Below are 12,155 nucleotides of genomic sequence, written 5' to 3' on the forward strand. Positions count from 1 at the left end.
CAGTAGCTCTCGATGGGGGTGAGGGTGGCCAGCGTCTCGCGCACGCGGGCGTGGCGCTGGGTGTACTCGTCGCTGTCGGGGGCGAGTTCGAGCAGGCGCCCGAGATCGTCGGTGAGGTGGATCCAGCCGTCCGAGCGCATCTCCCAGACGCTGCGATAGCGGTTCAACGAAACGCCTTTCTTTGCCACTGCGCGTTTGGCCATGTCTGCTCCGGATATTCGGCGGTTTATGTCCGACCGCCATGCGGTTTCAATGCCGGCGCGGCATTCCGCGCGGCATGGTTTGTAAGGCTATCGAATCGATCGGTGCGGCCATTGCCCGGCGCGGCAAGGTGCCGTCCGGGCGGTTACCGTGTCGACCGCGTCTTGATCATTGCCGGCGCGGTCTTTAAGCATTTGCCATGCCATTTTCAATGGCGAGTCACGAAATGACTGGCCGGAAACGGCGATGATGTCTTTTGCGGCATAACGGCGGAATCCCGATATGGCCGAAGCGAATGCTCCAGGGTGGAGCCGGTGCAGCCCATTTTTAGTGCGATGGGGTGCTGGAAAGTGCTGCACATATTCAACGGACCCTGCCCTGCACCTGTCGCCATGGAGAAGCTGCACACGGATGAAGAACCAAACGTCGAGGGCATCGGCACGCGGGCGGCCGACGTCGACGAGGTTGGTGTGAAGGTTAATTTATGTGTTAGCGTGGCCTCGGTATGAGAGCCAATGCGGGACTTTTGCGTGGAACCAATCGGCCCGGCGAGGCCGCCGAGTGAGTAAGCCCATGTCGACCGGAGCGCCCCTTGCCTGCCGTCGGGCCGCGGTGCTTTCGGACCTGCTGCAGCAGAAGTTCGACCCCGACACTGCGGAAGCCAACCATCGGCAGCTCTACCGCATCCTGCAGCAGGCGATCCTGAGCGGGGAGCTCCCCGCGGGCACGCAACTGCCGCCGACGCGGCTCCTGGCCTGCGATCTCGGCATCGCGCGCAACACGGTGATCCAGGTCTACGAGCAACTGGGGATCGAAGGCTACGTGCACACCGGCGTCGGCCGCGGCACCTTCGTCGCCGATACCGCGCCGGACCGGATCGCCGGGTTCGACCTCATCACGGCGCCGGCGCGCCGCGGCAACGACGGGGGCTCGCTGTCGTGCCGCGGCAAGGTGCTGCTGGAGAACGCCGGTGCGGGCAAGCGGCAGTGGGGGGGCTTCGTCCCCGGCGTTCCCGATGTCACGCAATTCCCCGCGCGGGTCTGGAGCCGCATCGAAAGCCGCCTGTGGCGTCGCCTGTCCCCGGAGATGATGTCCTACGCCAGCGGCGGGGGGTACGCGCCGCTGCGCGAGGTGCTCGTCGATTACCTGCGCACCGCCCGTGGCGTGCGCTGCGATCCGCGCCAGGTGCTGATCACCACCGGCACCCACCATTCGCTGCACCTGCTGACGCACCTGCTGGCCGATTTCGGCGACGGCGTCTGGCTGGAGGAACCGGGTTACTGGGGCGCGCGCAGCCTGCTGCAGATCGCCGGGCTCGACATCACCGCGGTGCCGGTGGACGAGCAGGGCATGAATCCGGGCGAACTGCCGTTGCGGCGGGTGCCGCGATTCATCTTCGTGTCGCCCTCGCATCAATTCCCGCTGGGGTCGGTGATGAGTCTGGCGCGGCGCCGCGAATTGCTGGAATACGCGAAATCGACCAACGCCTGGATCATCGAGGACGATTACGACAGCGAATTCCGTTACGGCTGCCGGCCCCTGCCTTCGTTGCAGGGCCTGGACGACGGCGGCCGCGTGATCTACCTCGGTACGCTTTCCAAGATCATGTTCCCCGGCCTGCGCCTGGCTTATATGGTGGTGCCGGAAAACCTGGTCGACGGTTTCGCGCTGGGGCTGATGGAACTGTATCGCGAGGGCCATCTGGCGCCGCAGGCGGTACTGGCCGAGTTCATCCGCGAAGGTCATTTCGCCTCGCACATCCGGCGCATGCGCACGATCTACAGTGAGCGCCGCGTCACCCTGATCGAGGCCATCCACGAGCACTTCGGCGATGCGCTGCCGGTGATCGGCAGCGCCGCGGGCCTGCACCTGGTGCTGGGCCTGCCGGGGGACGTCGACGACCAGGCGCTGAGTGCGCGCGCGCTCGCGCACGGCATCGTCGCCCGCCCCCTGTCGCTGTATTACTGCGACAAGCGCCAGGCGCGGCGCGGCCTGGTGCTCGGCTACGGCTGCGTGGCGCGCGACGAGATCCCCCGCGAGTTCGCGCGCCTGGCGACGGTGATCCGCGAGTGCCTGTGACCGGGCGGCGCCCCGGGCGGGCGCCGCGGCGGCTCACGGCTGCTGCGGCTTGACGGCGTAGGGGTTGCCGTCGAGGGCGTTCGAGATGTCGGCGATCGCCTTCTGCGCACGCACGCTGTTGCCGGCGGCGTCGAGCGGCGGCGAGATCACCGCGATGCCGAACTTGCCCGGCGACACCGCGAGGATGCCGCCCCCCACCCCGCTCTTGGCCGGCAGGCCGGTCAGGTACAGCCACTTGCCGGAGTCGTCGTAGAGGCCGGCGGTGGCCATCACCGCGAGCACCTCGGGCACGTAGTCCGGCTTCAGCACCTGCCTGCCGGTCAGCGGGTTGCGGCCGCCGTTGGCGAGCGTGGCGGCCATCGTCGCGAGGTCCCGGGCATTGACGCCGACCGCGCACTGGCGGGTGTAGATGTCGGTGGCGCGGTCCGGGTTGTCCTTGATGCGGCCGTAGGCGTACATCAGGCGACCGATGGCCTGGTTGCGCTGGTTGGTGGCGGCTTCGGACTGGTAGACGTCTTCGAGCACCGCCAGCTTGCGGCCGGCGAACTCGCCGTAGTAATCGAGGATCCTGCCCCAGATCTCGTCGTAGTTCGTGCCGCCGACCATGCTGGTGGCGGTGATCGCGCCCGGGTTGACCATCGCGTTCATCTCGGCGCCCTTGTACTGCTCGATCGCGACGATCGAGTTGAACACCTGGCCGGTGGCGTCGACGCCGGGGTTGTTGAAGATCGCCTGCGGCCCCGACTCCTCGATCACCTTGGCCATTGTGAAGACCTTGGAGATCGACTGGATCGACACCTCCGAGCGGATGTCGCCCGCGGTGTAGACCTTGCCGTCCACCGTTACCAGCGCGATGCCGTAGAGCTCGGGGTCGACCTGCGCCAGCGCCGGGATGTAGTCGGCGTTCTTGCCCTCGTGCAGCGTCCTGTACTTCTCGTAGGCCGCGTTCACCGCGGTTTCGACCGCCTGCGGTTCCGGCGGCGCGGCGCTGACCTGGACGGCGGCGGCGAGGCCGAGCGTCAGCGCGGTCGCGATCACGGCGTGCTTCATTCGCATGACAAGGATCTCTCTCGAAGGGATGGCGCCCCCGCTCGGGCTTGGCGACGCAGGGCGTCGGCGTGCAGCGCGGGGCCTCTGCAGCGCCGCGCAGCCTACGGAAGGCGCGCGGGCGGCCGTGAGAGACAATCGTCGAGACTTCGGGGGAACCAATCCGCGGCGGCGGCGGGACCGCACCGGCCGTCGCCGACGACCGGTGCGGGGAAGATGGGCGCCGACGCGAACGCCGGCGGGGAGCGGGGCGCCGCTCAGGCGCCGGCGGCGTCGACCAGGTCGGCGGTGGCGGCGACGGGGACGATGGCGCCGGGGTGGCGGATCACCCGCCCGGCGACGCGGTGGCCGAGCGCGGCGGCGGCGGCGGGCGGCAGGCCGCGCGCGATGCCGGTGAGGAAGCCGGCGTTGAAGCTGTCGCCGGCGGCGGTGGTGTCGACCGGGGTGACCGCCTCGGTCGGGACCGTCACCGGCGGCGCGCCGGCGTCGGCGGCGAGCAGGCAGCCGGCGGCACCGTGCTTGACCACCACCGTGCCCACGCCGGCGGCGCGCGCGCGCGCCAGCACGGTGGCGGGGTCGGTGTCGCCGTGCAGCGCGGCCTCGTCGTCGAAGGTCAGCAGCGCGATGTCGGTCAGCGCGAGCGCCGCGGCGTTCCAGCGGCGCGCGCTGGCGACGTCCTCCCACAGCCGCGGCCGGTAGTTGCTGTCGAAGGCGACGCGCGCGCCCGCGGCGCGCTTGCGCGCGGCGAGGCCGAGCAGGCGCTCGCGCCGCGCGTCGTCGAGGATCGCCAGGCTCACCCCCGAAAAGTACACGAGCTCGCAGGCCGCGGCATCGAGCGTCGCGCCCTGCGCTGCGCCGAGCATGTGCCGGGCGGCGGCGGCACTGCGCCAGTAATGGAAGCGGCGCTCGCCGGCGGCGTCGGTCTCGATCAGGTACAGGCCGGGCAGGCGCTCCGGGTCGCGCGCGATCAGCGCGGTGTCGACACCCTGCGTGGCGATGAAGGCGAGCAGTTCGGCGCTGAGCGGGTCGGTGCCGACGGCGCTGACGTAGCGCACCTGCGCCTGCGGCAGCAGGCGCGCCAGGTAGACGGCGGTGTTCAGGGTGTCGCCGCCGAAGGTCTGCGCGAGGCTGCCCGGCGCGGCGTGCCGCAGCTCGACCATCGCCTCGCCGATGCTCCAGATCGTGTGCATGGGCACGCGTCCTCCAAAGGGTTGGGCTGCGCCCGGGGGCTCAGGCCTGCGGCCGGCAGGCGATCGCTTCGATCTCGATCTTGGCGTCGACCATCAGCCGCGCCTGCGTGGTCGAGCGCGCCGGCTTGTCGCCGGGGAAGAACTCGGCGTAGACGCGGTTGAAGGTCCAGAAGTCGCGCGGGTCGTCGAGCCACACGGTGACCTTGCAGACGTCGGCCAGCGTGCAGCCGGCGAGCGCCAGCGCCTGCGCGACGTTGTGCAGCGTGCGCCGCGTCTGCGCCTCGATGCTGCCGGGGACGATCTCGCCGTTGTCGCCCATCGCGACCTGGCCGGAGACGAAGACCAGATCGCCGACGCGCACGGCCGGAGAGAAGGGCAGCGGCTGGCCGCCGGCGCCGGTGCGGGTGTTGCCGAGGAATTCGATGCTCATCGGAGGGGCTTCCAGGGTGGTGGTGGCTAGGGCGACGCGAGGCCTTGTTCGCGTCGATGAATGTAATTTTATTTCTTTCGCGGCGTTTGGCAAGCCCTGCCCGATGCGTGCGGCCAAGCCTGCCCATTTGTGCAAAAGCAGCAAAAAAAATGATCGCGCAGGGGAGGTTGACGCGGGTCGGCTTGGTCGATATGGTGAGTGAAATTTAATTACATTACATCGCCACCGAGGAGGTCGATCCATGAAGCACCCCGTACTCACCGCGCTCCGTCGCACCGTGCTCGCCGCTGCCGTCGGCAGCCTGCTGTTCGCCCCGGGTTTCGCCGCCGAGCGCGGTGGTGCCGCCAACCTGGCGATGGTCGGCGAACCGCCGACGCTCGACCCGATGGCCTCGGCCGCCGACCTGGTCGGCACGCTGATGCAGCACGTCTACGAGCCGCTGTACACCTTCGACGCGCAGTGGAACCTGGCGCCGATGCTGGCCGAGCGCCTGCCCGAGGTGTCCGCCGACGGGCTCGTCTACACCATCCCGCTGCGCAAGGGCGTCAAGTTCCACAACGGCCGCGAGATGAACGCCGACGACGTGGTCGCGTCGCTGAAGCGCTGGGCCGATCTGGCGCCGCGCGGCAAGGCCACCGCCAAGGAAGTGAAGAGCATCGAGGCACGCGACCCGGCGACGGTGGTGGTCACGCTGAACCGCCCCTACGCGCCGCTCGTCGCGCAGTTCGCGCTGCCGACCGGCTTCGCCGCGATCATGCCGAAGGAGACGATCGCCAACCCGCTCACCGAGTTCGTCGGCACCGGGCCGTACCGGCTGAAGGAGCGCAAGCCCGACCAGTACGTGCTGATGACGCGCTTCGACGAATACACCCCGCGCACCGATGCCGCCAGCGGCTACGCCGGCAAGCGCGAGGCGCTGCTCGACGAGCTGCGCTTCGTGCCGGTGCCGAACGCCAACACCCGCGTCGAAGGCTCGCTGTCGGGGCAGTACCAGTTCGCCGACCTGCTGCCGGTGGAGAGCAAGAAGCGCCTCGACAACCAGCCGAAGATCAAGCCGCTGCTGACCAAGCCGTTCGGTTTCCCCTACCTGGTGCTGAACACCAGGCAGGGCGTGCTCGCCAACGCCGCGCTGCGCCAGGCGGTGCAGACCGCGGTCAACCCCACCGAGATGCTGCTCGCCGGCTTCGGCGACCCGCAGTTCTTCGAGGCCACGGGGGCGCACTTCCCGGCGGGCTCGGCCTTCCACAGCGATGCCGGCACCGCGCGCTACGGCGTCGCCGATGCGGCCAAGGCCAGGACCGAGGCCGCCGCGGCGAAGTACGACGGCGCGCCGCTGCGCATCCTCGCCAGCCAGCAGTACGAGTTCCATTACCGCATCGCGCTGGTGCTCGCCGAGAACCTGAAGGCCGCCGGCTTCAAGGTCGACCTGCAACTGGTCGACTGGGCGACGCTGGTGCAGCGGCGCAACGACCCGGCGCTGTGGGACGTCTACGTCACCCACTCGGCCTTCCTGCCCGAACCGATGCTGTCGCCGCCGCAACTCGGTGACGACGCCCCCGGCTGGTGGAAGACCCCGGCCAAGGACGCCGCGCTCACCGCCTTCAACGGCGAGACCGACCCGGCCAGGCGCGGCGCGCTGTGGGCGAAGGTGCAGGAGACCGTCTACGCCGAGGTGCCGTACATCCGCGTCGGCAACTTCAACGCCCTGACCGCGGTGTCGCCGCGGCTCGAAGGCTACGACCCGCGCCCCTGGCCGTACTTCTGGAACGTCGGCCTGAAGCAGAAGTGATCCACCACACGCGGGCACGGCGCACGGCGCCGGGCACGCGGCGGGGCGCGGCCGCCAGGCCGCTCCCCTGCACCGCTGCCCGCGCCGCGCGCCCGAGCCCGCCTGCCACCGGAGGCACACCATGTTCCGATATCTGATGTCCCGCTTCGCCGGGATGCTCGCCGTGATGCTGATCGTCGCGGTGCTGGTGTTCCTGCTGACGCGCCTCGCGCCCGGCGACCCGGCCGCGCTGATGCTCGGCGACCAGGCCACCGCCGAGGACGTCGCCCGGCTGCGCGCGCAGTACGGCCTCGACCAGCCGCTGCCGCTGCAGTTCGTGTACTGGCTCGGCGAAGTGCTGCAGGGCAACCTCGGCCAGTCGATCTTCCTGCAGCAGCCGGTCACCGCGGCGCTCGCCGAGCGCGCCGAGCCGACCTTCTTCCTGACGCTCTTCTCGGTGGCCATCGCGAGCCTGATCGGCATCCCCTGCGGGGTGGTGTCGGCGGTGTGGCGCGGGCGGGCGCTCGACCAGGCCTTCACCGGCGTGGCGATGCTCGGCGCGAGCATCCCGAGCTTCTGGTTCGGCCTGATCCTGATCCAGTTCTTCTCGGTCAAGCTCGGCTGGTTCCCGGTGGCCGGCTACGGCGACCCGGACGTGCCGCTGGCCGAGCGCCTGTGGCACCTGGTGCTGCCGGCCTGCGTGCTCGGCATCCTCAACTCGGCGCTGATCATCCGCTTCACCCGCGCCAGCATGCTCGACGTGCTCGGCGAGGACTACGTGCGCACCGCGCGGGCGATGGGCCATGCCGAGCGCGTCGTGGTGCTGCGCCACGCGCTGCGCAACGCGCTGATCCCGATCATCACCGTGATCGGCCTGACCGCGGCGCTGCTGATCGGCGGCGCGGTGGTCACCGAGACCGTGTTCGGCCTGCCCGGCGTCGGCAACCTGGTGGTGTCGGCGGTGCTGCGCCGCGACTACCCGGTGATCCAGGGCGCGCTGCTCGCGATCGCCGCCGTCTACGTGCTGATCAACCTGCTGATCGACCTGCTCTACCGCGTGGCCGATCCGCGCGTGAGGTTCTGACCATGGCCGCTGCCGCTTCCGCTTCCGTTTCGTCCCCCGGCCTGGGCCTGGCCCTGCGCAAGCTGTTCCGCCGCAAGGTGGTGCTGGCGGGCGCCGTGGCGCTGGTCGTGCTGGTGCTGCTCGCGCTGTTCGCGCCGTTCGCCTCGCCCTACGACCCCTCGGCGCTGAAGGTGCTCGAACGCCTCAGGGGCCCGTCGGCGCTGCACTGGTTCGGCACCGACGAGTTCGGCCGCGACATCTTCACCCGCGTCGTCGTCGGCGCGCGCTACTCGCTCACCATCGGCGCGCTGACGGTGCTGATCGCGACCGTCGCCGGCACGCTGCTCGGGCTGTGTGCGGGCTACTTCCGCCGCCTCGACACGCCGATCATGCGCGTGGTCGACGCGATGATGGCCTTCCCCGACATCCTGCTCGCGATCGCGCTGATGGCGATGCTCGGCGCCTCGCTGTTCAACGTGGTGCTGGCGCTGGCGATCGTCTACACGCCGCGCATCGCCCGCATCGTGCGGGCGTCGACGCTGGTGGTGCGCGAGCTGCTGTTCGTCGAGGCCGCGCGGGCGCTCGGCGTGTCGACCGCGCGCATCCTGTTCCGCCACATCCTGCTCAACACCCTGAGTCCGATCCTGGTGCAGGCGACCTTCATCTTCGCCTACGCGATCCTCGCCGAGGCGGGCCTGTCGTTCCTCGGCGTCGGCGTGCCGCCGGAGATCCCGACCTGGGGGACGATGGTCGCCGCCGGCCAGCAGTTCGCCGACCAGGCCTTCTGGGTGGTGCTGTACCCCGGCCTCGCGATCGTGATCGCCGCCCTGTCGCTGCAGATGGTCGGCGACGGCCTGCGCGACATGCTCGATCCGCGCCTGCGCAAATCGCTGTGAGGAGCTGACATCATGACCGTTTCCACTCTCCAGAAGACGGTGGCGCGGCCCGCGCCGCAGGCCGAGGCCGCCACCGCCCTGCTCGACGTGCGCGGGCTGCGCACCGAGTTCCGCACCGACGGCGGCGTGGTCACGCCGCTGCTCGGGGTCGACTTCAGCGTCGCCCCCGGCGAGACGCTCGCCCTGGTCGGCGAGTCGGGCTCCGGCAAGTCGGTGACCAGCCTGTCGATCATGGGGCTGCTGGCGCGCCCGGCCGGGCGCATCGCCGCGGGTTCGGCGCTGTTCCGCACCCGCGACGGCGCCAGCGTCGACCTCGCCCGGGCCGATGACGCCACGCTGCGGCGCCTGCGCGGGCGCGAGCTGGCGATGATCTTCCAGGAGCCGATGACCAGCCTGAACCCGGTGCTGCCGGTCGGCGAGCAGATCGCCGACGCCGTGCGCCTGCACCTCGGGCTCGACCGCCAGGCGGCACTCGCGCACGCGCTCAGGATGCTCGAACTGGTCGAGATCCCGGCCGCCAGGCAGCGCCTGCGCGAGTACCCGCACCAGATGTCGGGCGGCATGCGCCAGCGCGTGATGATCGCGCTCGCGCTGTCCTGCGAGCCGCGCCTGCTGATCGCCGACGAGCCGACCACCGCGCTCGACGTGACCATCCAGGCGCAGATCCTGGTGCTGATGCGCAAGCTGCAGCACGAGCTCGGCATGGGCATCCTGTTCATCACCCACAACCTCGGCGTGGTCGCCGAGACCGCGCAGCGCGTGGCGGTGATGTACGCCGGGCGCATCGTCGAGACCGGCACGGTGCGCGAGGTGTTCAAGGCGCCCAAGCACCCGTACACGCGCGGGCTGATGGAGTGCCTGCCGGCCAACGCCCACCGCGACGAACGCGGCCAGCCGGTGCGCCTGAAGGCGATCCCCGGCCAGGTCGCCGCGCCGGGCCGCCAGCCGCCGGGCTGCGCCTTCGCCCCGCGCTGCGCGTTCGCCGAGCCGCGCTGCGAGAGCGCGGTGCCCGCGCTCGCCGCCGTCGCCCCCGACCACCAGAGCCGCTGCCTGCGCTGGAGTGCCCTGTGATGAATGCCGTCGCCGAGAACATCCCGATGTCCCGAGAAGAAACCGCCGAGGCGCTGATCCGCGTGCGCGGCCTGCACAAGCATTTCGGCACCGGCGAGCGGCCGGTGCGCGCGGTCGAGGACGTCAGCTTCGACATCCGCCCCGGCGAGGTGCTGGGCCTGGTCGGCGAGTCCGGCTCGGGCAAGAGCACCATCGGCCGCTGCGTGCTGCGCCTGCTCGACCCGACCCGCGGCGAGGTGCACTACGGCGGGCAGGACCTGGCCCGCCTGCCGCCGCGCGCGCTGCGGCCGCTGCGCCGCGAGCTGCAGATCGTGTTCCAGGACCCCTACGCGAGCCTCAACCCGCGCCTGCGCATCCGCGACATCATCGGCGAGGCGCTCGACACCCACGGGCTGCACCGCGGCGAGGCGCGCGCGGCGCGCATCGCCGAGCTGCTCAGCCTGGTCGGCCTGCCCGTCGACTACGCCGACCGCTACCCGCACGAGTTCTCCGGCGGCCAGCGCCAGCGCATCGGCATCGCCCGCGCGCTGGCGGTCGAGCCGCGCTTCATCGTCGCCGACGAGCCGGTCGCCGCGCTCGACGTGTCGATCCAGGCGCAGGTGCTCAACCTGCTGCAGGAGCTGCGCGAGCGCCTCGGACTGACGATGCTGTTCATCTCGCACGACCTCGACGTGGTGGAATACCTCTGCGACCGCGTGGTGGTGCTCTACCTCGGCCGCGTGATGGAGATCGCGCCGGCCGAGGCGCTCTACCGCAACCCGCGCCACCCGTACACCGAGGCCCTGCTCGCCGCCTCGCCGCGCCCCGACCCCGACCAGGTCAAGGCGCGCAAGCCGCTGCAGGGCGAGGTGCCGAGCCCGGTCAACCCGCCCTCGGGCTGCGTGTTCCGCACCCGCTGCCCCTACGTGCAGGACGCCTGCGCGAGCACGGTGCCGCGCCTGAAGGAGGTCGCACCCGGCCACTTCAAGGCCTGCCTGCGCGACGACGTACCGCTGGCCGCGCCCTGAGCGCGCCCCTTCACCATGCCGCCGGGTACTGCCCGGCGTGCCAGGAGACCTGACCATGCTCGACCTGAGCGAGATCGAAAACGAAGTGCTCGATGCCCGCACCAAGGGCTACCCCGGCGCCGCGCTGCCGCGCCGGCTCGGCACGCTCGGCACCAGCGGCTGGAACCTGCTCGCCGGCGACCTGCCGTTGCCGGTCGCGGTGCTGAAGCGCGAGGCGCTCGCGCACAACCACGCCTGGATGCGCGACTTCTGCACGCTGACCGGGGTCGGCCTGGCCCCGCACGGCAAGACCACGATGGCGCCGCAGCTCTTCGCGCAGCAGCTCGAAGCCGGCGCCTGGGGCATGACCTTCGCCACCGTGCACCAGATCGGCATCGCGGTGCGCTTCGGCGTGCGCCGCATCATCCTCGCCAACCAGCTGCTCGGGCGGGCCGAGGTGGCCACGGTGTGCGCGCTGCTCGCCGCGCACCCCGAGCTCGAACTGCACGTGCTGATCGACTCCGAGGCCCAGCGCGCGCAGCTCGAGGCGCTCGCCGCGCAGGCCGGCGCGCTGCGCCCGCTGTTCGCGCTGCTCGAGGTCGGCTACGACGGCGGCCGCACCGGCTGCCGCGAGCCCGGTGCGGCACTCGCGCTGGCGCGCGCGATCGCCGCCTCGCCGCACCTGCGCCTGTCCGGCATCGAGTGCTACGAGGGCGGCTTCGCCACCGGCGACGCCGCGGCCGACGCCGTGCGCGCCGCGCCGCTGCTGGCGCAGGTGCGCGAGCTGGCGATCGCCTGCGCCAGCGAGAACCTGTTCGACACCGACGAGGTGATCCTCTCGGCCGGCGGCTCGGCGCTGTTCGACCTGGTGGCGCGCGAACTGCCGACCCGCCTCGGCCGCCCGTCGCGCACGCTGCTGCGCAGCGGCTGCTACCTCACCCACGACTCCGGCCTCTATGCGCGCATGCTGCGGGCGGTGCAGACCCGCGAGCCGACGCTGCCGCGGCCGGGGCTGCTGCCGGCGCTGGAGGTGTGGGCGCAGGTGCAGTCCTGCCCCGAGCCGGGGCTCGCGATCCTCACGCTGGGCCGGCGCGACGCCTCCTACGACCAGGAGCTGCCGATCCCGCAGCACTGGTACCGGCCGGGCGCGACCGAGGCGCCGCAGCCGCTGCCGGCCGGGGCGCACATCAGCGCGCTGAACGACCAGCACGCCTACCTGCGCCTGCCCGAGGGCTGCACGCTCGCGGTCGGCGACCTGGTCGGCTGCGGCATCTCGCACCCGTGCACCACCTTCGACCGTTGGCAGCTGCTGTACCTGGTCGACGACGAGTACACGGTGCGTGGCGGCATCCGCACCTTCTTCTGACGCCACGCGGGGCCGGCGCGCCGGCCCGCCGCGCTCACCCGGGAGCCCACGAAAGCCC

Annotated in this window: 11 protein-coding genes; 7 read left to right on the plus strand and 4 right to left on the minus strand. The window is 71.2% G+C overall.

All coding sequences use genetic code 11. From position 1 onward, the window contains the following. A partial coding sequence (locus EV699_RS14550; RefSeq protein WP_132544043.1) for a hypothetical protein occupies positions 1–203 on the minus strand: 203 nt, incomplete at its 3' end. A gap of 571 nt (positions 204–774) precedes the next feature. Between EV699_RS14550 and pdxR the strand changes: the two genes are divergently transcribed. Beyond that, positions 775–2,280: a MocR-like pyridoxine biosynthesis transcription factor PdxR gene (pdxR, locus tag EV699_RS14555; RefSeq protein WP_132544045.1), complete on the plus strand. Its 1,506-nt coding sequence runs from the start codon at positions 775–777 to the stop codon at positions 2,278–2,280. A 33-nt stretch (positions 2,281–2,313) separates the two neighbouring features. On the opposite strand, the gene glsA is transcribed toward pdxR, so the two are convergent. The 3 genes from glsA to EV699_RS14570 form a co-directional block, all read right to left on the minus strand. Beyond that, the gene (gene glsA, locus EV699_RS14560) at positions 2,314–3,330 is read right to left on the minus strand and encodes a glutaminase A (RefSeq protein ID WP_132544274.1); all 1,017 of its coding nucleotides are present in this window, start codon (positions 3,328–3,330) and stop codon (positions 2,314–2,316) included. A gap of 254 nt (positions 3,331–3,584) precedes the next feature. Then, positions 3,585–4,523 carry a sugar kinase gene (locus EV699_RS14565; protein ID WP_424450040.1) on the minus strand — a complete coding sequence of 313 codons (939 nt, stop codon included), beginning with the start codon at positions 4,521–4,523 and terminating at the stop codon, positions 3,585–3,587. A 34-nt stretch (positions 4,524–4,557) separates the two neighbouring features. Then, positions 4,558–4,947, minus strand: a complete 390-nt coding sequence (locus EV699_RS14570) for a RidA family protein (RefSeq protein WP_132544049.1) — start codon at positions 4,945–4,947, stop codon at positions 4,558–4,560. A 241-nt stretch (positions 4,948–5,188) separates the two neighbouring features. Between EV699_RS14570 and EV699_RS14575 the strand changes: the two genes are divergently transcribed. From EV699_RS14575 to EV699_RS14600, 6 genes are all read left to right on the plus strand, one after another. Further along, entirely contained in the window at positions 5,189–6,736 is a 1,548-nt protein-coding gene (locus EV699_RS14575) for an ABC transporter substrate-binding protein (protein ID WP_132544051.1), read from the plus strand. A 121-nt stretch (positions 6,737–6,857) separates the two neighbouring features. Continuing rightward, on the plus strand, positions 6,858–7,799 hold the full coding sequence (locus EV699_RS14580; RefSeq protein ID WP_132544053.1) for an ABC transporter permease: 942 nt from the start codon (positions 6,858–6,860) through the stop codon (positions 7,797–7,799). 2 nt (positions 7,800–7,801) lie between these two features. Beyond that, the gene (locus tag EV699_RS14585; RefSeq protein WP_132544055.1) at positions 7,802–8,674 is read left to right on the plus strand and encodes an ABC transporter permease; all 873 of its coding nucleotides are present in this window, start codon (positions 7,802–7,804) and stop codon (positions 8,672–8,674) included. A gap of 12 nt (positions 8,675–8,686) precedes the next feature. Then, positions 8,687–9,745, plus strand: a complete 1,059-nt coding sequence (locus EV699_RS14590; protein WP_132544057.1) for an ABC transporter ATP-binding protein — start codon at positions 8,687–8,689, stop codon at positions 9,743–9,745. Beyond that, on the plus strand, positions 9,745–10,752 hold the full coding sequence (locus tag EV699_RS14595) for an ABC transporter ATP-binding protein (protein ID WP_243662688.1): 1,008 nt from the start codon (positions 9,745–9,747) through the stop codon (positions 10,750–10,752). The genes EV699_RS14590 and EV699_RS14595 overlap by 1 nt, the downstream gene beginning before the upstream one ends. Before the next feature lie 55 nt (positions 10,753–10,807). After that, positions 10,808–12,097 (plus strand): amino acid deaminase, encoded by a 1,290-nt coding sequence (locus EV699_RS14600; protein WP_132544059.1) that lies wholly within the window; start codon positions 10,808–10,810, stop codon positions 12,095–12,097. Positions 12,098–12,155 lie beyond the last annotated feature (58 nt).

This window comes from Plasticicumulans lactativorans (genome assembly GCF_004341245.1).
GTDB lineage: Bacteria > Pseudomonadota > Gammaproteobacteria > Competibacterales > Competibacteraceae > Plasticicumulans_A > Plasticicumulans_A lactativorans.

Excerpts from the sequence above, each read along its gene's own strand:
- pdxR (WP_132544045.1), top strand. The coding sequence starts at position 775 with ATGTCGACCGGAGCGCCCCTTGCCTGCCGTCGGGCCGCGGTGCTTTCG.
- glsA (WP_132544274.1), bottom strand. The coding sequence starts at position 3,330 with ATGAAGCACGCCGTGATCGCGACCGCGCTGACGCTCGGCCTCGCCGCC.
- EV699_RS14570 (WP_132544049.1), bottom strand. The coding sequence starts at position 4,947 with ATGAGCATCGAATTCCTCGGCAACACCCGCACCGGCGCCGGCGGCCAG.
- EV699_RS14575 (WP_132544051.1), top strand. The coding sequence starts at position 5,189 with ATGAAGCACCCCGTACTCACCGCGCTCCGTCGCACCGTGCTCGCCGCT.
- EV699_RS14580 (WP_132544053.1), top strand. The coding sequence starts at position 6,858 with ATGTTCCGATATCTGATGTCCCGCTTCGCCGGGATGCTCGCCGTGATG.
- EV699_RS14585 (WP_132544055.1), top strand. The coding sequence starts at position 7,802 with ATGGCCGCTGCCGCTTCCGCTTCCGTTTCGTCCCCCGGCCTGGGCCTG.
- EV699_RS14590 (WP_132544057.1), top strand. The coding sequence starts at position 8,687 with ATGACCGTTTCCACTCTCCAGAAGACGGTGGCGCGGCCCGCGCCGCAG.
- EV699_RS14595 (WP_243662688.1), top strand. The coding sequence starts at position 9,745 with ATGAATGCCGTCGCCGAGAACATCCCGATGTCCCGAGAAGAAACCGCC.
- EV699_RS14600 (WP_132544059.1), top strand. The coding sequence starts at position 10,808 with ATGCTCGACCTGAGCGAGATCGAAAACGAAGTGCTCGATGCCCGCACC.